Here is a 21,297-nt window from a genome sequence, read left to right as displayed (position 1 = left end):
CATGGACAAGTCTGCAGCAGAGCGTATCGCCCAGCGTTTCACCGGGTTGCCCGTGGAACAGCGGCGGCAGATCCTCGCCAAGATGCACGAGACCGGGCAAAGCTTCAAACTGCTGCCCATCGCCGTCACCCGGCATGGCGCGGCGCGCATCCCGCTGTCCTACGCGCAGCAACGCATGCTGTTCCTCTGGCAGATGGAACCGGACACCGCTGCTTACAATGTTCCCATGGCGGTGCGCCTCAGCGGTCCGCTGGACCACCAGGCGTTGAGCGCAGCGCTGGACCAACTGGTGCAGCGCCACGAAACCCTGCGCACGCGGTTTGTTTCCGAGGACGGCGCGTTCTATCAGGAGATTCTTCAGCAGGCGACCGTCGTGCTTGAGTTCGCCTCGGTTGAGCCTGCCGACATTGCAGACCAGGTGCGTGCCGAGCTGCACAAGCCTTTCGACCTGCTGAGCGGCACCTTGCTGCGGGTCAAGCTGTTTCAGTTGGGCGACACCGAACACGTTCTGACGGTGTGCATGCATCACATCGTGTCCGATGGCTGGTCCGGCGAAGTGCTGATTCGCGAATGTGTGCAGTTGTATCAGGCGCAGGTGTCCGGTCAGCCCGCGCAATTGCCTGCGTTGGCGATTCAATACGCCGACTACGCCATCTGGCAACGCGCCTGGCTGGAGGCCGGGGAGGGCGAGCGGCAACTGGAGTACTGGAAACAGCAACTGGGCAGCGAGCATCCGTTGCTGAGTCTGCCGCTGGACCACGAGCGTCCGCTGCAGCCCAGTCAGCGCGGCGCAACTGTGCGTGTTGATCTGCCGGAACACCTGTCCGCACAACTGAAAGCTCAGGCGCGCAACAGCGGCCAGACTTTGTTCATGCTGATGCTGGCGGCGCTGTCGGTGGTGCTGTCGCGCTTCAGCGGTCAGGCTGATATTCGCATCGGCGCGCCCAACGCCGGGCGCACCCGCAGCGAACTGGAAGGGCTGATCGGCTTCTTCATCAACACTCAAGTGTTGCGTGTGCAGGTGGACGAGCGGCAGAGCTTTGCGCAATTGCTGGATCAGGTGAAACAGGTCGTGACTGGCGCTCAGTCGCATCAGGAGCTGCCCTTTGAACACCTGGTGGACGCGCTGGCCCCAGAACGTAACTTGGGCCACAACCCGCTGTTCCAGTTCAAGATCAATCAGCACGTGCTGGCGGCCGAAGACAGTGGGCAACGTGTGTCGGGCCTGACCGTCGACGAGTTTCCGATGGGCAGCAGCGATGCGCGCTTCGATCTGGCGTTCGATTTCACCGATACGCCGGGCGGCATACGCGGTTATTTCACCTACGCCACCGACCTGTTCGAGCCACCGACCATCGAGCGTATGGCCGACGCACTGCGCGCTATGCTGCAAGCGCTGGTCGCGGACACTGACCAGCGTCTGGCCGATCAGCCGCAAACCGTTTCGTTGCCCGCCGCTGAGCAGAGCGCTGATTTTGCCTGCCGCGACTTCCTCAGCCTCTGGCAACAGGGCCTGCACATCGGGCGCGGCAAGACCGCCTTGCGTGTGGGGCAGCAAACGCTGAGCTTTGACGAACTTGAACAGCGCAGTAATCAGTTCGCTCGCTACCTGCATACGCAGGACATCCAGCCGGGCATGGCCGTTGCGCTGTGCCTGGACCGCTCTGTGGAGTGGGTGGTCAGCCTGCTGGCGGTGCTCAAACTCGGTGCCGTTTACCTGCCGCTGGACAGCGCGCAGCCCGCCGAGCGTTTGCAGCAACTAACCCGTGACAGCGGCGCGGCGTTGTTGATTCACGCGTCCGGCGACGACAAGGCTGCGCAATTGGGTGTGTGCCCGGTGCTGGCCTTCGATGCTGCGTTGTGGTCCGAGGTCGATGGCGGTGAGCTGAGCGTGCGCATCATCGCCGAGCAACCGGCTTACATCATCTACACCTCCGGCTCCACCGGGCAGCCGAAGGGCGTGGTGATCAGCCACGGCGCGCTGGCTAATTACGTACAGGGCGTGCTTGCGCGCCTGTCGCTGAATGACGGGGCGAGCATGGCGATGGTCTCGACGGTCGCCGCAGACCTGGGCCATACGCTGCTGTTCGGTGCGCTGGCGTCTGGACGCCCGCTGCATCTGCTGTCCCACGAGCAAGCGTTCGACCCTGACGGTTTTGCCCGCTACATGGCCGAGCATCAGGTTGAAGTGCTGAAGATTGTGCCCAGCCATTTGCAGGGCTTGCTGCAAGCCGCACACCCGGCCGACGTGCTGCCGAGCCAGTTGCTGATGCTGGGTGGCGAGGCCAGTTCCTGGGCGTTGATCGAGCAAGTCCGCGCGCTGAAACCGGGCTGCCGGATCGTCAATCACTATGGCCCGACCGAAACCACGGTCGGCATCCTCACCCATGAGGTGACCGAGCGTCTCAATGCCTGCCGCAGCGTGCCGGTCGGTCAGCCCTTGGCTAACGGTAAGGCGCGGGTGCTGGACGCCTATCTGAACCCGGTCGCCGAACGTGTGTCGGGCGAGCTGTACCTGGGCGGTCAAGGGTTGGCGCAGGGCTATCTGGGCCGTGCGGCGATGACCGCCGAACGCTTCGTGCCGGACCCGGACGCCGATGGCCAGCGTCTGTATCGGGCTGGCGACCGAGCGCGCTGGGTGGATGGCGTGCTGGAGTACCTGGGTCGTGCGGATGATCAGGTGAAAATCCGCGGTTATCGGGTCGAGCCGGGCGAAGTCGGTCAGGTGTTGCAAACCCTGGAAAACGTCGCCGAAGCCGTGGTGCTGGCCCAGCCGCTGGAAAGCGACGAAACACGTCTGCAACTGGTGGCGTACTGCGTCGCGGCGGTGGGTGTGCGCCTGAACGTGGACTCTCTGCGCGAGCAACTGGCGGCGCGTCTGCCGGAATACCTGGTGCCCGCGCAGTTCATGTTGCTTGAAAAGCTGCCACTGACCGCCAACGGCAAGCTCGACAAACGCGCCTTGCCCAAGCCGGGCGTGGTCAAACAGCGCTATACCGCACCGGTCGGCGAGATCGAAGAAAAGCTCGCCGCCGTGTGGGCCGACGTTCTGAAGCTGGAGCAGGTCGGCAGCACCGACAACTTCTTCGAACTGGGCGGCGATTCAATCCTCAGCCTGCAAATCATTGCCCGCGCCAAGCGTCAGGGCATCAAGCTCAGCCCTAAGCAATTGTTCGAAAAACAGACCATCGGCCAACTGGCTTCTGTGGCCAGACTGATCGAGAAAAAGCCCGCAGCGGCGGCAGAGCAGGTCAGCGGTTCGCTGCCGCTGCTGCCGATTCAGGCGCGTTTCTTTGAAATGGACATCCCTGAGCGTCAGCACTGGAATCAGGCGCTGATGCTCAAGCCCCTGCAAACGCTGGATGCAATCCCTCTTCAAGCGGCACTCACCGCGCTGATCGAACAGCACGACGCGCTGCGCCTCGGTTTCACGCAACAAAACGGCCAGTGGCAGGCCGCGTTCGGCGCGCTGAACACGCGTGACGTGCTGTGGACTCATGAACTGGACAGTGTCGAGCGCCTGAGCGAACTGGCTGATGAAGCGCAACGCAGCCTGGACCTGAAAAACGGCCCCTTGTTGCGTGCAGTGCTGATCGACCTGCCGCAGGGTGAGCAGCGTCTGCTGTTGGTGATTCACCATGTGGCGGTGGACGGCGTGTCGTGGCGAGTGTTGCTTGAAGACCTGCAACAGGCTTATGTCGCCATCGTGGCAGGCAGGCCATTGTCGCTGCCGGCGAAAACCAGCTCGCTGAAAAGCTGGGCCGAACATTTGCAGGCCTATGCGCAAAGCCCGGCGCTGGAACAGGAACTGGGTTACTGGCAGGCGCAGTTGCAGGAGGTCAGCGACGCCTTGCCTTGCGATTACCCGCACGGCGGCCAGCAACAGAAGCACGCGCTGTCAGTGGCCACGCAACTGAATGGCGAACTGACCCGGCAACTGCTGCAAGACGCACCAGCGGCCTATCGCACGCAGATCAACGACCTGCTGCTGACCGCGCTGGCGCGGGTGGTCAGCCGCTGGACTGCGCAGCCGCACGCGCTGATTCGTCTGGAAGGGCATGGCCGCGAGGACCTGTTCGACGCGCTGGACATCACCCGCACGGTCGGCTGGTTCAGCAACCTGTACCCGGTCCGGCTCACCCCGCAGGCCACGCTGGCCGAGTCGATCATGACCATCAAGGAGCAATTGCGCGCAGTGCCTGACAAGGGCATTGGTTACGGCGCGTTGCGTTATCTGGGCAGCGAATCGGCACGGCGCACCCTGCAAGCACTGCCGCAAGGCAGCATCGTGTTCAATTACCTGGGCCAGTTCGACGGCAGCTTTGACGCACAAGGCGCGCTGTTCACGCCCTCGGCCGACAGCAGTGGCGCGTCGCAGAGTGCCGATGCGCCACTGGCTGCGCCGCTCAGCCTCAATGGTCAGGTGTATGGCGGCCAATTGCGCCTGAGCTGGACCTTCAGTGGTGCGGTATTTGAACGTGACACCGTGCAGCGGCTGGCCGACGAATACGCGGTTGAACTGCAACAATTGATTGCGCATTGCACCACCGAAGGCGTGGCTGGGGTAACTCCTTCGGACTTCCCGCTGGCGCGCCTGACCCAGTCGCAGCTGAGCCGGTTGCCGATGCCTGCGGCGCAGATCGAGGACATCTACCCGCTGGCGCCGATGCAGCAGGGCATGCTGTTTCACACCCTGTTCGAGCAGGAAGCGGGCAATTACATCAACCAGATGCGCGTCGAAGTCAGCGGCCTGGACGTGCCGCGTTTCCGTGCCGCCTGGCAGGCAACACTGGATGCCCACGAGGTGCTGCGCAGCGGGTTTGTCAGTCACTTGGAGCAGTCGCTGCAAGTGGTGTTGCGCGATGTGAGCATGCCGTTTGTCGAGCGGGATGCTCGCGGGCAAGCCAGCGAGTGGGTTGACGATTGGGCGAATGCGGACCGTCAGCAGGGCTTCGATCTGACTCAAGGGCCATTATTACGTCTGGCCGTGTTGCGTACCGGCGAGCAGACGCATCAACTGATCTACACCAGCCATCACATCCTCATGGACGGCTGGAGCAGCTCGCGGCTGCTGGGCGAAGTGCTGCAACGCTACAGCGGCCAGACGCTGCCGAGGCAGGTCAGCCGTTATCGCGATTACATCGAATGGCTGCAACGTCAGGATGCTGCGCTCAGCGAACGTTTCTGGACCGGCCAGTTGGCCGGGCTGGACGAGCCGACCCGGCTGGTTCAAGCGTTCAAAGCGCCAGAGAACGGGCAGGGGCATGGCGATTATCTGCAACTGATTGATGCCGAGAATACCCGCCAGTTGAGCGAGTTCGCCCGCGAACAGCGCGTCACCCTCAATACGCTGGTGCAGTCGGCCTGGTTGCTGGTGTTGCAACGCTACACCGGCCAATCCAGCGTGACCTTCGGCGCAACTGTGGCTGGGCGTCCGGCTGAGCTGCCGGGCGTCGAAGAGCAACTGGGGCTGTTCATCAACACCTTGCCGGTGATCGCCAGCCCGCGCCCGGAACAGCGGTTGGCGGACTGGGTGCAGCAGGTGCAGGCGAAGAATATCGCTCTGCGCGAGCATGAGCACACACCGTTGTACGACATTCAGCGTTGGGCACGCAGCGCTGGCGAGGCGCTGTTCGACACCATTCTGGTGTTCGAAAACTACCCGGTGTCCGAGGCATTACAGCAGTCCGCGCCGCAGGGGCTGGTGTTCGGCGGCCTGCACACGCAGGAGCAGACTCACTACCCGCTGACCCTGGTGGTCAACCTGGGCGAAACGTTGTCGATGCGTTTCAGCTATGCCCGTCAGTCTTTCAGCGAGCTGCACATGGCGCAGTTGTCGGCGCATCTGCGGCAGGTTTTGCAGGCGCTGGCGCGTGATCCGCAGGCGGCGATTGGCGAGCTGGCGCTGTTGGATGATCACCAACAGCAACAGGTATTGCGTAGCTGGAACACGACCACTGCCGACTTCCCGAACGAACACTGCCTGCACAGCCTGATCGAAGCCCAGGTGCTGGCCACGCCAAATGCCCCGGCGCTGATCTTTGCGGCCGAACAACTGAGCTACGCGCAACTCAATGCCCTCGCCAATCAGCTTGCCCATCGCTTGCGTGAAGCGGGCGTTGGCCCGGACGTACTGGTGGGGATCTGCGTTGAGCGCAGCCTGGAACTGGTCATCGGTTTGCTGGCGATCATCAAGGCTGGTGGCGCTTACGTGCCGCTGGACCCGGATTACCCCGAGGATCGGCTGGCGTACATGATGCAGGACAGCGGGATTGGCTTGCTGCTGACCCAGACTTCGTTGCTGGAATGCCTGCCGGTTCCTGAGCACGTGCAGAGCATTTGCCTGGATCAGGACGGCGACTGGCTGGCCGGCTACAGCACTGCCAACCCGGTCAACCTCAGTCATCCGCAGAATCTGGCCTATGTGATTTACACCTCCGGTTCGACCGGCAAACCAAAAGGCGCGGGCAACAGCCATCGCGCTCTGGTCAACCGTTTGCACTGGATGCAAAAGGCTTATGCGCTGGACGGTAGCGACACTGTTTTGCAGAAAACCCCGTTCAGTTTCGACGTGTCGGTCTGGGAATTTTTCTGGCCGTTGCTGACCGGCGCACGTCTGGCAGTGGCGCTGCCGGGTGATCATCGCGACCCCGAGCGGCTGGTGCAGACCATCCAGGAACATCAGATCACGACGCTGCACTTTGTCCCGTCGATGCTGCAGGCGTTTCTGACTCATCCGCAGGTAGAAAGCTGTAACAGCCTGCGTCGTGTGGTGTGCAGCGGTGAAGCATTGCCTGCCGAACTGGCTGGTCAGGTGCTCAAGCGTCTGCCGCAGGCAAGTCTGTATAACCTTTACGGCCCGACCGAAGCCGCTATCGACGTGACGCATTGGACCTGTACCACGGACGACGTGCTCAGCGTGCCGATTGGTCGCCCTATCGACAACCTGAAAACCCACATTCTGGATGACGGTTTGCTGCCCGCCGCGCAAGGCGTTGCGGCAGAGCTGTATCTGGGCGGCGTGGGTCTGGCGCGGGGTTATCACAACCGTGCGGCGCTGACCGCCGAGCGTTTTGTGCCCGATCCGTTTGACGAGCAGGGCGGGCGTCTTTATCGCACCGGAGATCTGGCGCGCTATCGCAACGAAGGCGTTATCGAATACGCCGGGCGTATCGACCATCAGGTGAAGATTCGTGGCCTGCGCATCGAGCTGGGCGAAATCGAAGCGCGTCTGCATGAGCATGTAGGCGTGCGCGAAGCCAATGTGATCGACATCGACGGGCCTTCCGGCAAACAGCTTGTTGCGTATCTTGTGCTGGCCGACCTTGATCAAGGCCCGGACGTTCTGCGCGAAGCCTTGAAGACGCATCTCAAGGCTCACGTGCCGGACTATATGGTGCCGACCTGGTTTGTCTTCATTGATGTGATGCCGCTGACCGCCAACGGCAAGCTGGATCGCCGGGCACTGCCCAAACCGGATGTCAGCCGGTCGCAGCAGGGTTACGTCGCGCCGCGTACGGAATTCGAGCAGCGTTTGGCGGCGCTTTGGCAGCAGGTATTGCAGGTCGAACAGGTCGGTCTGAACGACAACTTCTTCGCGCTGGGCGGGCACTCGCTACTGGCAGTTTCGCTGGCGGGGAGGATTCGCGAGACGTTCGATATCTCCATCAAGCTGCATGATTTTCTGCTGATGCAGACCCTCGGTGAACTGGCCGATTTCATGCGCGCCGATGAGGCCAGGGTCAAGTCAGCCGTTATCGCCATGAACGCCAATCAATCGGGCGCTGCGCCACTGATTTGCCTGCCACCGGGCGGCGGCGGCACGTACTCGTATTACCCGCTGGCGGGTCAATTGAGCGACAGCCGACCGGTTTACGGGCTGGTCAACAAGGCCTACGTGGTGCCGGGCTGGTTCGATACGTCCTGGCAGGAAATGGTCGCTTATTACGTCGAGCAGATTCGTACGACACAGCCGCAGGGGCCTTACAACCTGCTGGGCTGGTCGATGGGCGGCGCGCTGGCTATCGAGGTGGCGCATGTACTCGAGCGTGAGGGCGACACGGTGAGTTTTCTCGGGCTGGTGGACACGCAACTGCCTGCGTCGCTGGCGATGGAGTGGGTCGAGGAAGCGCCTGAAGTCACCACACAGAAACAGGGCGAAAACTATTACCGCAGCCTGATCAAAAGCTTGCAGGCGTTTGTGCCGGGCTTGCAGGAAGCGTCGATTGTCGGCCTGATCGACACCGCCCGGCACTCGGTTGCCAGCGAGGGCGAGGTGATTGACTGGGTGGTGGACGAAGTTGCACAGCAAGCCGGAATGAACGCCGACAACCTGCGCAGCATCTTCCAGGACATCGCTGTGCAGGACGAGATCGAAACCGGTTACAAATTACTGGAAGCCAACGCGCAACTGAGCCAGGCGTTTACCCTGAAAAAGCTCAACGTACAGGCCGATTGCTGGTGGGCCGGGCAGAGCCGCGCGCCCGGGCAGATTGCCAAAGCTGAAACGGTGCTGCTTGAACAGTGCTCAGTGAACGGGCTGCGCAGCTCGACAACGGTTGATCAGCGGCATGACAACGTGGTCCTCGCGGAGGCTTTTCTGCAGGGGCTTGCCGAACGGCTTGCGTGACGCAGAGCGTCACGAACGGCATTTCCACCTGTGGACCAGGCGCCGCTTCGCTTTTGTGGGAGCGGACTTGTCCGCGAAGACGGTGTTTCAGACGATATATTCTCGGAGAATGTATCGGCCCTTTCGCGGACAAGTCCGCTCCCACAAAAGCCCGTCTTCGCGGACTATCGTGCGACGCTCCGCGTCGGCATGCCGTTCTGGACGCTCCGCGTTCGGTCTTGATCGCCAGTCTGCTAAAAATCCCCGCGCAACGTCAGGACGTAGTTGCGTGGGTCGCCGTAGTAGTTGCCGCGGTCGATGTCGCCGGTGGCCTTGTAGTATTTATGATCCAGCAGGTTGTTGCCGTTGAGGGCCACTGACCAGTGTTCGTCGATCTTCCACGAGGCCCGCGCGTCCCAGATGGCGCGGCCAGGGTTGTCGATGGGCTGGGTCGTCTCGTGTTCCGAGTAGCCGCTCTGCGCCGACACACCGCCACCGACAGTCAGGCGACGCCAGGTGCCGGGCAGGGTGTAGCTGCTGGACAGGCGCACCATATGCCGGGGTGTTTCTGCCGAAATAGATTGCCCATCGCTGCCGCGTGTAAGGTTGAAAGTGTAACCGGCCAGGGTCTGCAACCCAGGCAGCGGCTCGCCACTGATTTCCATGTCGATACCCTTGCTGCGCCGGATGTCGCCATTCACATAGCAGGTGCCGTAAGCGTCGTTGCTCAGGCACTGGCCTGCATGGGCATCGTCCTCGACCGCCACGTCTTTCTGTTTCACATAGAACAGCGCAAAAGACACATTCAGGCGCTTGTCGAACAGCTCGCCCTTGATACCGGTTTCATGGCTGGCGCCGATCGACGGGTCAAGGAATGCGCCGGATGCCCTGCGATAACCGCTCTGCGGCAGAAAGATATCGGTGTAGCTGGCGTACCACGACCAGTCGCGGTTCAGGTCGTAGATCACACCCAGAAACGGCGTGACCTGATTGTTTTCCTGGGCGCGAGTGGTCACGCCTGCGGACTGGCTCTGATAGTCATACCAACTGACTCGCCCACCCATGACCAGGCTCAACGACTCGGTCAGACTCAGGCGCAGGTTGCTGTAAACGCCATAACGCTTGTCGCTGTAATCGGTGCTGCGCCAGGCCGGGCGCGCAGGTTCGGTAATCGCGTTGTGATCGGTATTGAAGATGTCCAGCGGTTGATTGGCGTTGACCGTGGCGTAGCGAGAATCACGTTTTTGCTCGGACCAATTGCCACCGACCATCACCTGATGGGTCAGGCCAAAGGCGTCGAAACGACCATCCAGATGGCTGTCGAAACCGTCGCTTCGCAGCGCGTCCGAGCGAAACAGGGTTTTGACCAGTCGCGAACCGCTTTGCGTCGCAGGGTCTATCGCGCCTTGTGCATAGGCGACTTTCTGCTCGAACGCGCCCTCGGAGTGGGTCGCTGACAGCGTGCCGCTCCAGTTCTCGTCAAAGTGTGTCTCCAGCTCACTGAACACTTCGTCGGTCCGCGTCTGGTGGCGGTTCCAGTTCTGGGCCAGCGAGGTGGAGCGCGGCAGATCGACAGCCTTGCCGTTGCTGTAGCGGGGCAGGCCGAAAATCGAAAAGCCGTGAATGTCCGCGCTCTGATGGCGCAGACCCAGGGTCAGAGTAGTGTCTTCGCTCAGGTCGGTTTCCAGAATGCCGTACAGCAGCGGCGCGGTTTTTTGCAGCCCGTCGATGAAAGAGCCACGGTCTTCGTAAGAGGTTACAAAGCGCCCGCGCACGCTGCCCGAATCGTTGAGCTTGCTGCTGCCGTCCAGATCGACGCGGTACTGGTCCCAACTGCCGGCGCGGGTGGTGATCGAGAACTGCGGGAGGGCGGTCGGCCGCTTGCGCACCAGATTGACCGCGCCACCGGGGTTGCCCGCACCGATCAGCAACCCGGCTGCGCCACGCAGCACCTCGACGCGGTCGTAGATTTGCATGTCCGGGGTCATCCAGCCGGTCACGCTGTAACCCTGACCGGCCACGCCGTCGATGGTGTAGCTCTCATCTTCCAGCGCAAAGCCGCGTGAGCTGAACACATGAGAGCCAAAGTTGCGTTGCGAAAAAGTGATGCCGGGCGTTTGCGCCATCACCTCGTCCAGGCCGGTGAGGTTCTTGTCGTTCATCAACTGACGGGTCACGACGGTGACTGACTGCGGGGTATCGCGCAATGATTGTGCGGTCTTGTTGATGCTGATACCGGTGGCCGCATACGAACCGCTGCCTTCGGTGGTGATGCCGAAATGGTCGCCTTTGATCGCCACCGGCCCCAGGTTCATGGGCTGCGCGGAGGCGGCGATGCCGAGGATCAGGGTGTTGGCCTCGAAGCTGTGTGCCACGTCGGCTTTTTTCAGCAGGTCCGCCACTGCCTGTTCAGGCGTCAACCTGCCGTGCACCGCGCTGCCGAGCTTGCCGTTCACATCGTCGGGGTTGTAGAGGATTTGCAGGTCGCCTTGCCGCCCCAGTTCCTTGAGGGCGCTGTTCAGGGCCTGTGCGGGGATATCGAACTCGAACTCTTCAGCCAGTGCCTCGCCCTGAAAAGCCAATGCCAGCACCAGCCCCATCCCGCCCAGACGCAGGCCGCACGTTTTCACGCGTCCTGTGCGCAGACGGTTGGAGGGTGTTGGCATGGGAGGGATGACTCGTTGAAAGCGAGGATGCAGGATAATGTATTTGCGCAGTTTGGTCGTGCACACAGGTCTGCATCATAAGCCGACACCGGGCCGCACATCAAAACCGGACGCAGAGCGTCCAGAAAGGCATGCCAACGCGGAGCATTGGCACGATAGGTGTTCTTATGGACACCTATCGTTCCGAACGCTCCAGTGGGAATGCCTTGCGTGACGCTCCGCGCCACAAATCTGCGCCGCGCCAAGCACTCAAGGTCGGACGCGGAGCGGCCGGGAGTGCATGCCCACGCGAAGCATGGGCTCGATCTGTGGAGCCAGACTCAGATCAGAAATCCCCCCGCAAGGTCAGGACGTAGCTGCGCGGTTCGCCGTAGACGTTGGAGCGGTCGTTGGCGATCGAGGTGCTGTAGTACTTGCGGTCGAAGAGGTTTTCGGCGTTGAGCGACACTTTCCAGTTTTCGTCCAGTTTCCACGAGGCCCGCGCATCCCAGACGGCCTTGCCGGCGACACCTAGCTGTTTGTTGGACGGCACTTCGTAGCCCGAATCCGCCGACACGCCGGTGCCCAGCGTCAGGCGGTTCCAGGCGCCCGGCAGGTTGTAGCTGGTGTTGAGGCGCAACATGTGTTTCGGCGTTTCGTACGCGACATCCGAGTCACCGTTGTTGCGCAGCATGTTGAAGGTATAGCCGCCGAACACTTGCAGTCCCGGCAGCACTTCGCCGCTGGCTTCAACGTCGACACCCTTGCTGCGGCTGATGCCGTCCTGCAGGTAGCAGGAGCCGTCGGAGCTGGTCGGGCAGAGCTGAGTCGTGTTTACGTCGACACCGGCCACATCTTTCTGCTTGATGTAGAACAGCGCCATCGACAGGTTCATGCGCTTGTCGAACAGCTCACCCTTGAAGCCGGTTTCGTAGTTGGAGCCGATGGCCGGGTCCAGTGGCGAGCCGCCAGCGGTGACATAGTTGGCCTGCGGTGTGAAGATATCGGCGTAGCTGGCGTACCACGACCAACTGTCATTGATGTCGTAGATCACGCCCGCGAACGGGGTGAATTCCTGGGTCTGTTTGGATTCGTAACTGTTGGCTGCGCCGGTTTTGACGTCGTACGTGTAGTCGTACCAGCTCAGACGAGTGCCCAACACCACGCTCAACGGCTCGCTCAGGTGAATACGCGTGTTGGCGTACAGGCCCGCGCGTTCTTCGGTGGTGTCGATGTCGGTGGTCCAGGCCGGACGCGCTGGCTTGGCGAAAGCGTTCTGATTGACGTCGAAAATGTTGATCGCGGATCGGGTTGGGGCAGTAGCCTGATGCGTATTGGCATTCTGTTTCGACCAGTCGGCGCCCAGCGTCACCTGATGCTCGAGGCCGAAAGCGTTGAAGTTTCCTTCCAGTTGAGTGTTCAGGCCGGTGCTGTCCACTTCGTCTCTGCGAAAGAGTGTGTTCTGGAAGGTAGAGCCTGCCAGTGTCGTAGGGTTGACCGCTCCCCTTGCAAACGCAATAGCCTGATCAAACCCACCCTGCGAATAGGTCAACGACGTCTTGCTGATCCAGTCTTCATTGAAGCGGTGCGCCACTTCGGTAAAGACCTCGGTCATGTCGCTTTCGAGACGGTTCCATTTCTGCGCCAGGTTGGTCGAGCGCGACAGACCCAGCGACTGGCCGTTGCTGTAGCGCGGCAGGCCGTAGATCGAGTAGCCGTTGATGACCTGTTCCTGGCGGCGCAGGCTCATGGTCAGGGTGGTGTCATCGCTCACGTCGGCTTCGACAATGCCGTACAGCAACGGGGTGCGGCTGTCGCGGCCGTCGAGGTAGGAACCGCTGTCATCGTAGGCCGCCACCATGCGCCCGCGCACCGTGCCCGAATCATTGAGCTTGCCGCTGCCGTCCAGATCGACGCGATACTGGTCCCACGAACCTGCGCGAGTCGTGATCGAGAACTTGTTGTCTGCCGTCGGGCGTTTGCGCACCAGATTGACCGCACCGCCGGGCTGACCGGCACCGACCAGCAGGCCGGACGCACCTCGCAGCACTTCCACGCGGTCATAAATGGCCATGTCCGGCTGCATCCAGCCGGTGATCTGATAGCCCTGACCGCCTATGCCGTCGACCAGAAAGCTTTCCGCCAGCAACGAGAAGCCACGAGAGGTGTACACGTGGCCGCCGAAGTTGCGGTACTGGAAGGAGATACCGGGGGTGTCTTCCAGCACTTTGCTCAAGCTGTTGAGGTTGTTGTCATCCATGACCTGCCGAGTCATCACGCTTACCGATTGCGGCGTTTCACGCAGCGACTGCGGCGCGCCCTTGCCGATGCTCACCGCGCCCGTGGTGTAAGAGCCGGTGCCGTCAGTGGCGGTGCCCAGGTACTGCGAGTCGATTGCAGTCGGCGCCAGGTTGACCGTGGCTGTCTGGGTCGAACCGTCTGCGGCGGCTTCCTGCGCCTGTGTGGCGACTGGCATGCAGAGCGCAAGACCCATGGCCGCCATGGATGGCCGGGAACGGAACATCTGACGGAGCAGCAACGCATTGCTGAGCGGGGTGAGGCGTGACGGGTTGTGCATGAATTGGCTCTTTCCAGTGGGTATCGGCAAGGAGATCGGGAGCGTTGTTCAGGTTTGCGCAGTCTGGTTCAGCCATCGACAGGGCAAAGGTGAGCAACTTTTTTATTGGGAACCAGGCAGGAAAATGGCTGTCCACGCAGTTCGCTGTTAATGAGAACGAAAGCGATTAACGATTATTTAATGAATTTTTCACAAAACCCGAAAAAAGATGGCGCTTGGCTATCTGCGTGGGCCGCGGCGGGCTACGCCGGGCAAGAAAAAGCCCCGCTCGCGGCCATGCCGGGCGGGGCGTTTCAATGTCGAGGATTCAGGCTTGAGCGGCCTGGCTCTGCGCCTGCTCCACGTCAATCCGGCCCGCCTGCATGCGCACCAGTTGGTCGGCGATGTAGAAATAGCGGTCGTCGTGGGAGATGACGATGATGGTCTTGCCCTGCTGCTTCAGTTCCGGCAGCAGTTCGGTGTAGAACACGCGCCGGAACGCCGGGTCCTGGTCAGCGGCCCACTCGTCGAACACCAGCACCTGACGTTCGTCCAGCCACGCATTGATCAGCGCCAGACGCTTGCGCTGGCCGGTGGACAGGTCGGTGGTGGTAAACGCGCCGTCCTGGATGCTGACCTTGTGCGCGATGTCCAGACGCTCCAGGTATTTGCCGGCGTCTTGCGGCAATGCGGCCTCACCCTGCAGGGGCTCATCGAACAGGTAGTAATCGGCGAAGATCGTGGTGAACAGTTGGCGGTAATCGTCGAGATTTTCCGGGGTTACGGCTTGGCCATTCAGGTGGATTTCGCCTTGCTGCGGCGTGTACAGGCCCAGCAGCAGCTTGATCAGCGTGGTCTTGCCGCAGCCGTTCTCGCCGACGATGAACACGATATCGCCCTGTTTGATGCTCAAGTCGACCGGCCCGAGATGAAAGGCGTCGCTGCCTTCGACCGGCGGGTAGTCATAGCGCAGGTTGTGCAGTTCCAGGGTCTGCATATTCGCCAGCGAGTTAGGGCGGTCGCTGACCAGCAGGTGTGGTTCGGGGCTTGAAAACTTCCACGACAGCTCGGCAATACGGCGCATGGCGATCTGCGCGCGACTGATACCGGGCAGGGCGGTAATCAGCCTTTCCAGCGGGCCTTTCATGTACAGCATCACCAGCACGAAGCCGCCCAGCACGGTCTTTTCAGTGGTCGGCCACATGGCCTGGAAGGCGATGGCCATGCCGATCACGGCAAAGAACAGCATCGAACCGAAGGTTTCTGCGCTGACGAAGATGTTGGCGGCGCGAATGTTCGAGCGGCAGATGTTTTCGGTGGCACCGTGAATCTTCTCATCGAGCATGTGCTGACGACGCTTGCGCTGAATGCGCAGTTCCTTGGCACCTGCGGACAGCGCCTGATAGTGCTTCTGCAGTTCGTCTTCACTGTTGCGCGCCGCCAGAATGCTGCGCACGCCGAACGCATGGGCCAGGTACTGCGCGCCGGTGCCGAGCACCACGGTGAGCACGGTCAGGACCAGAATCTGCCACGACAACAACGCCAGATAGGTCAGGCAGCCCAGGGTGACAGTGAACGAGATCACCATCGGCGCGACCGACAGGGCGAAGGTGCTGAGGGTGTTGACGTCGTTGAGCAGCACCGGAATCAAACGGTGGGAGCGGTAGCGCTCCAGTTGCTCGATGGGCGCGACCAGCACCTTGGCGGCCAGCTCGCGACGCAGATTGGCGACCACGCGCTGGCCGACGTAGTTGGTCGACAGGTTGGACAGTGTCGCGCAGGCCAGCGTCAGTACACACAGCCCGGCGAACAGCAGCGCGGTGTGGGTGTCTGGCCCGCCGGGCATGTTCAGCGCATTGTTGATGGTGGCCAGCAGGCCGGTGACGCTCAGGCCACTGACGATGCCCAGCACAGTCGACAGCGCCACCAGCCACCAGAACGGCTTGAGGATCCTCAGGGTTTCCCGGGCGAGGCTTTCAGTTTTGCGGGTCATGGTGTGTCTCGTCAGTGTCCGTGAGTGCGGCCTGCATCCATCGCAGGGCGCGCGCATGAAGTGAGTTACAAGTCGCGGGCGACCCGAAAGCCCAGCCAGTCGCCACGTACGTCGGGCTGGCGGCTGTTGCGGTTGCCGGAGCGGGAGAAGATCGGTGCTTCGGTCCAGTCATTGCCGCGAATCATCTTCCAGGTGCAATCGCCGGCCAGCCACGCGCTGCCGTCGGTGGGCGCGCCGTTGTAGTTGCTGGTCTCGCAATCGGCGGTCCATTCGTAGACGTTGCCGTGGGCGTCGTAGATGCCGAAAGCGTTGGGGCTGTAGCTGCCAGCGGGCGCGGTGTAGCTGAAACCGTCTTCCGGGCCGTAGGTGTTGGCGTGTTTGGCAATGCTGTACGGCTTGCCTTCGTCCATCGGGAACGGGAACGAGCCCTTGCTGCCGCCGCGTGCCGCGTATTCGCGCTGGGCTTCGCTGACCATGTGGTAAGACTTGCCGGTCTTCTTGGACAGCCATTCGACGTAGGCCTTGGCCTCGTTCCAGTCCATGCACACCGCGGGCTGGCGCGCGGTCAGCGGGTAGCGTGGCTTGCCGGCCTTGCACTCGCGGCCTGGACGGGTGTCGCCGTCCGGCATTTTGTAACCGGTGCTTTTGATATAGGCGTCCCATTCGCCGGCCAGTACCTGAAACTGGCTGATGGCGAACGGTTTGGCGAAGGTCACGTCATGCAGCGGGCCTTCGTCCGGCTGGCGGCCCATTTCTTCCTCGGGCGCGCCCATGGTAAACGTGCCCGCAGGCAGCACGACCATTTCCGGGCAATCCTTGCAGTCCTTGAATGTCTTACCGGGCGCGGGCACCGGCGCGGGCACCGAGACGGGTGTGGCGGCGAGGGCGGTGCCTCCAAGTAACAGGCCGAGCACAGCGGAAAGGGACAGCAGTGTATTTTTCATGACGGGTCTCGATGGAAAACGGAAAACAGGTGATTCAGTGCGTGCGCGTCAGGCGCGCTGGCCGAGCAGGGCCATGAAGCGGTCGATCTCGGCTTCGTTGTTCAGCAGCCCCGGTGCAGTGCGCACCACCGGGCCGACGTCGCGGCTCACCGCATCGACCACCATGCGTTGTTTCATCAGCCACGCGGCCACCTCGTCACTTTCCTGGCCCTTGAGCCGGAAAAAACTGAAACCCGCAGACAGCGCAGGGTCCATCGGCGTCACCAGCTCGACATTGGGCTGTGCATGAAGACGTTGCTTGAGGTAGCTGTTGAGCTCGTGAATGCGCGACTGCACCTCGGCCTTGCCCAGTTGCAGGTGCAGCTTGAACGCTTCGTTCAGCGCCCAGCGATGCTCGAACGAGTGATAGCCGCCTGGCGTCATGATCGTGCCGAAGTTGGTCGCTTCCGAGAACGTCGGGATCAACGGCGTGAGGTCCTTCACCTGCTCCGAGCGCGCGCACACGATGCCGGTGCCGCGCGGGCCAAACATCCACTTGTGGGTGCCCGCGACGTAGAAGTCGCAGTTCATGTCCGGGAAATCCAGGTTCTCGACGCCAAACCCGTGCACGCCATCGACCACATATAAAATGCGGTCTTTGTCGTCGCGGTTGCGGTTGTGTTCTTCGACCAGGTCACCGATGGCCCCGATAGGCAGCTTCACGCCGCTGCCCGACTGCACCCAGGTCATGCCCAGCACGCGCGTCTTCGGCTGAATGCTGCGGGCGATGGAGCCGATGATCTCGTCTGCCGACACGGTAGCCGGGTCTTTGAACAGGCGAATCTTGCGCACCTGCGTGCCTTCGCGCTGCTGCCGAAACTTGAGGATGTCACGGGTGCAAGAGTGTTCGTGTTCGGTGGTGAGGATTTCCTGGTCCGGGCGCACATGCAGGCCGCCGTAGATCATCGCCAGCCCTTCGGTGGTGCTGCCGGTCAGGGCGATCTGGCCGGGTTGGGCATTCAGGTACTTGCCAGCCCAGACGCGAACGTCATGTTCGCGGCGCTCGGTTTCCTGCAGGTCCCAATCCATGGCCAGGCCAGGATTGCGGTCGATGTGTGCACGATGCTGCTCAATGGCGTCGCGCACCGGTTTGGGGTGCGAGGTGACCAGAAAGTTGGAAAAGTGGACGTAATCCGGGTCCTGATTGAACAGCTGTTTGAGGCGTGTCCATTTGTCTGTGGCTATTGGCTCGGGCGCTGTTATTGGTTCGGCTGCTGTTGCCAGGCTGGAGCCCAGTGGCAGGGCGGCAGCCAGTACCCCGGCCTGCTTGAGAAAGGTTCTGCGGTCAGTCATGAGCGGTTTCGCCTGATGATCGGGTGGCGGCGTTTAAAGGGTTCATGGTTTGGCCGCCGGGCGCGCCGAGGCCTGAACCTGTTCCCAGACGCGCAGGAAGTTGCCGCCCCAGAGTTTGGTGATGTCGGCTTCGGCGTAACCGCGTTCGATCAGCTCGGCGGTCACGTTGCGGACCTCGCTGACGTCGTTAAAGCCTTTCACGCCGCCGCCATCGTTGAAGTCGGAACTGATGCCGACATGGTCGATACCGATCTTCCTGACGGTGTAGTCGATGGCGTCGACGAAATCCTTGACCGTGGCCTTGGGTTCTTCCTCAAGAATCGCGTACAGCTTGCTGGCGTAGGCACCGAAACGCTGTTCGGGCCAGACGGTGATGATCGGATCGCCCGGCATCAGCGCCATCGCCAGGTTCGGCAATGGCGGCAGGTCGAAATCCTTGCGCAGGGCGTTGAGCTTGTCCTGGGTTTTCTGGGTCAGTGGCTTCAAATAGGCCGGAAACGCCACGATCTGCACCACACCGCCGCTCTGTTTGATGAGCTGCAGTTCCTCGTCGCTGAGGTTGCGCGGGATGTCCACCAGTGCGCGCGGTGCCGAGTGCGAGGCGACCATCGGCGTGCGGCTCAGCTGGCTGACCTGCAGCAGCGCCTTGCTGGACATCTGCGACACGTCGATGATCACGCCCAGGTCATTGAGGCGCTGCACCGCCTGCTTGCCGATCTCTGACAGGCCGCCCAGCGCGTCGGGCGTGTCGTTGAGAAAGGGCAGGGGGCGTGAAGAATCCGCCCAGCTGTTATTGCCCACGTAGCTGAAACCGAACATGCGCATGCCGCGCGCGGTCCAGTGGTCCAGCAGGTTCAGGTCGTCGCCCAGCGGGTAGGCGTTGAGCATGCTGATGAAGATCGCAAACTTGCCCTCGCCGTGCAGGCGGCGCATGTCGTCCGGGGTGTAGGCGATGCCGACCTGATGGGGAAAATCGCGAACCAGGCCGGTGATGATTTTGTAGCGCACTTCCTGCTGGTGGCGTGCTTCGTCGACAAAACCAGGGGTCGGACGATGCGGGGCGTTGTCGCCGTTCCAGATTTCCGGCCAGCCAAAAATCGTCAACGCCGCGCCGGAGAGCCTGCCGCGGGCGGTTTTCACCAGGTCGAACTGCCCCGAACCGTCCTTGTCGGCCTCGTTGCCCTCACTGCCGAATTTCATCGGCACGGTGATGTGGCTGTCGAAGGAAATGATCCGCTCTTGCAGGTCGTCGGCCTGCTTCATGACCTTGACCGGGTAACTGGCGGGCAAGCCGTAATTCCAGGCCAGAAAACCCGCGCCTGCACTAATGGCCAGAGCCAGCGGCAGGCCGATGAAGAGAGCCTTTTTCCAACGCGGTCTTGTCATTTCCGTCTCGTTTGATTAACCGGGGCGCGGCCTGCAAGGGCCGTTGCTATCTGGTGGAGAACGAGCGGATGGGCGAAAAATTTAGCGCAACGTGCTGTGTGCAGGCGTTGAGCTAAATTTGTCAGCCGGTTTTACGTTCTAGCTTGGATAACGGCGGTCTCGGGTTGGAACAGGTAGGCAATGACGATTTCTCGACGAGGGTTCATGGCAGGGCTGGCGCTGACCGGCGCGGCGCTTCCGGCTGCTTATTACGCGCACCGCGAACTCACCCGCGTCGATGAACCCGTGACGCCGGGCGAGGCCACGGCCGGGCCTGCGGACACCGCCACTCAGCGTCTGGCCGACAAACTGCGTGGCGTGTGGACCCTGCGTTTCGAGGGTCGTGATGCCGGACTGAGCGGAGCTCCGCTGCAAGGCCTGGAAATGTTTCTCGACATTGCCCCGCGTGGGCGCGGCCTGCGCGGCTATATCGACACGGCCGAGCAGTTGCGCGGCGAGGGCATGCCACGCTTCCGGGTGATCGGCGACCTGCAACCGGCCAATGCCGCGAAACTGTATCTGCGGGTCATGGACGGCCATGCGGGCAACGATCCGCACAGCGACACCCCGGATTACGAATTCAGCCTGACCCTCGATGAAGTCTGGGGCGCGTTCGGCAATGCCGGCAGCGGCACGCTCAGCGGGCGTGTCGAGCGACTGGATCGGCCATTGGCCCTGCCGGAGCTGGAAAACCGCCTGATCGCCATCAAACAGATTTTCCCCGAAGCGCGGGAGCGGGTGGGTTTGAGTCCGCCGTTTCTGGCCTGGCTGGTTTCCAGGGAGCATCGTCTGTTTCACCAGCTCTGGCATGCGTCTCGGGACAAATGGCACAAGCTGCCCGAAGACAAACGCGATGCCCTGCGCGGTATCGGCTGGCAGCCGGGGCCACGCGACAAAGAACGTGATGCCCGTGGCCCGCGCAAGGACCGTAATGGGTCGGGTGAAGACTTTTTCTACATGCACCGGCACATGCTGATTCAGGCGCGCAAGATTCAAGACCTGCCGTCGTGGCCGCGCTTTCCGTTGCCGCAACCGGAGCTGGAGCGTGACCGGCTGGGCTTTGCCCGCTACTTCGACAATCACGACGGCTGCGCCTTGCCGCCCAACTGGCTGGCGCAGGGTGATAAGGAGTACACGCAGCTGGTCAGCGACATCAAAAGCCACGAGACGTACCACACGCATTTTGAGGTGTGGGAATCGCAGTACCGCGATCCGCGTTTTCTGTCGAAGCTGACGTTGGGGCAGTTCGGCTCGCAGGTCGAGCTGGAGCTGCACGACTGGCTGCACATGCGCTGGGCCTCAGTCGCCCGCGACCCGGCCAATGGCCAGCCGGTGCCGATGGCACGCCGCTCGGATGACTTCGCCGAGCGCTGGTTCGAGCCGGAAAACGACTTTCTCGCCGACCCGTTCTCGTCGCACGTGAACCCGGTGTTCTGGATGTTCCACGGCTGGATCGACGACCGCATCGACGACTGGTTCCGCGCCCATGAGCGCTTTCATCCGGGCGAAGTGAAACGCCTGGACGTCAGCGGCGTGCCATGGTTCGCTCCGGGCCGCTGGGTTGAAGTCAGCGACCCGTGGCTGGGACCGGAAACCCACGGTTGCAGCACCGTGCCGGGGCAGACGGCGGGCACGACCATGGAAATGGACCCGGAAGTGATGAAGCTTGCGCTGCGCATTACCTTTGCGGCGGATGAAAAATTGAGCAACCTGCTGCGCCGCGTACCGCGCAGACCTTGGTATGCAAGGAATCTGTTGCCGGAGAGGTGGTTTTAGCGAGCGGCATGCCGACG

8 protein-coding genes are annotated in these 21,297 nt (G+C 62.0%); 2 read left to right on the top strand and 6 right to left on the bottom strand.

What is annotated here, in order from left to right; all coding sequences use genetic code 11:
- Window position 1 precedes the first annotated feature (1 nt).
- Window positions 2–8,629, top strand: coding sequence for a non-ribosomal peptide synthetase (locus QRN38_RS22930; protein ID WP_057417826.1), 8,628 nt, complete (start codon window positions 2–4; stop codon window positions 8,627–8,629).
- Between the two features lie 233 nt (window positions 8,630–8,862).
- On the opposite strand, the gene QRN38_RS22925 is transcribed toward QRN38_RS22930, so the two are convergent.
- From QRN38_RS22925 to pvdM, 6 genes are all read right to left on the bottom strand, one after another.
- The gene (locus QRN38_RS22925; protein WP_057418507.1) at window positions 8,863–11,274 is read right to left on the bottom strand and encodes a TonB-dependent siderophore receptor; all 2,412 of its coding nucleotides are present in this window, start codon (window positions 11,272–11,274) and stop codon (window positions 8,863–8,865) included.
- Between the two features lie 325 nt (window positions 11,275–11,599).
- The gene (locus QRN38_RS22920) at window positions 11,600–13,831 is read right to left on the bottom strand and encodes a TonB-dependent siderophore receptor (protein ID WP_005769699.1); all 2,232 of its coding nucleotides are present in this window, start codon (window positions 13,829–13,831) and stop codon (window positions 11,600–11,602) included.
- Between the two features lie 307 nt (window positions 13,832–14,138).
- Complete coding sequence (locus tag QRN38_RS22915; protein WP_057418508.1) at window positions 14,139–15,803, bottom strand: cyclic peptide export ABC transporter; 1,665 nt, start codon at window positions 15,801–15,803, stop codon at window positions 14,139–14,141.
- A gap of 65 nt (window positions 15,804–15,868) precedes the next feature.
- Window positions 15,869–16,747: a dihydropyoverdine dehydrogenase gene (pvdO, locus tag QRN38_RS22910; RefSeq protein WP_007246325.1), complete on the bottom strand. Its 879-nt coding sequence runs from the start codon at window positions 16,745–16,747 to the stop codon at window positions 15,869–15,871.
- A 48-nt stretch (window positions 16,748–16,795) separates the two neighbouring features.
- Window positions 16,796–18,079 carry a pyoverdine-tailoring periplasmic protein PvdN gene (gene pvdN, locus QRN38_RS22905; protein ID WP_057418509.1) on the bottom strand — a complete coding sequence of 428 codons (1,284 nt, stop codon included), beginning with the start codon at window positions 18,077–18,079 and terminating at the stop codon, window positions 16,796–16,798.
- Between the two features lie 42 nt (window positions 18,080–18,121).
- Window positions 18,122–19,465 carry a pyoverdine-tailoring dipeptidase-like protein PvdM gene (gene pvdM, locus QRN38_RS22900; RefSeq protein ID WP_007246323.1) on the bottom strand — a complete coding sequence of 448 codons (1,344 nt, stop codon included), beginning with the start codon at window positions 19,463–19,465 and terminating at the stop codon, window positions 18,122–18,124.
- A gap of 180 nt (window positions 19,466–19,645) precedes the next feature.
- Between pvdM and pvdP the strand changes: the two genes are divergently transcribed.
- Entirely contained in the window at window positions 19,646–21,280 is a 1,635-nt protein-coding gene (pvdP, locus tag QRN38_RS22895) for a pyoverdine maturation tyrosinase PvdP (protein WP_103408588.1), read from the top strand.
- Window positions 21,281–21,297: the final 17 nt, after the last annotated feature.

Source organism: Pseudomonas sp. CFBP2511, assembly GCF_030209255.1.
GTDB lineage: Bacteria > Pseudomonadota > Gammaproteobacteria > Pseudomonadales > Pseudomonadaceae > Aquipseudomonas > Aquipseudomonas avellanae.
This window is presented reverse-complemented; position numbering and strand designations above follow the sequence as displayed.

What these genes read in the sequence shown, in the direction of transcription:
- pvdM (WP_007246323.1), bottom strand. Translation starts at nt 19,465, where the DNA reads ATGACAAGACCGCGTTGGAAAAAGGCTCTCTTCATCGGCCTGCCGCTG.
- QRN38_RS22925 (WP_057418507.1), bottom strand. Translation starts at nt 11,274, where the DNA reads ATGCCAACACCCTCCAACCGTCTGCGCACAGGACGCGTGAAAACGTGC.
- pvdO (WP_007246325.1), bottom strand. Translation starts at nt 16,747, where the DNA reads ATGAAAAATACACTGCTGTCCCTTTCCGCTGTGCTCGGCCTGTTACTT.
- QRN38_RS22930 (WP_057417826.1), top strand. Translation starts at nt 2, where the DNA reads ATGGACAAGTCTGCAGCAGAGCGTATCGCCCAGCGTTTCACCGGGTTG.
- pvdN (WP_057418509.1), bottom strand. Translation starts at nt 18,079, where the DNA reads ATGACTGACCGCAGAACCTTTCTCAAGCAGGCCGGGGTACTGGCTGCC.
- QRN38_RS22915 (WP_057418508.1), bottom strand. Translation starts at nt 15,803, where the DNA reads ATGACCCGCAAAACTGAAAGCCTCGCCCGGGAAACCCTGAGGATCCTC.
- QRN38_RS22920 (WP_005769699.1), bottom strand. Translation starts at nt 13,831, where the DNA reads ATGCACAACCCGTCACGCCTCACCCCGCTCAGCAATGCGTTGCTGCTC.
- pvdP (WP_103408588.1), top strand. Translation starts at nt 19,646, where the DNA reads ATGACGATTTCTCGACGAGGGTTCATGGCAGGGCTGGCGCTGACCGGC.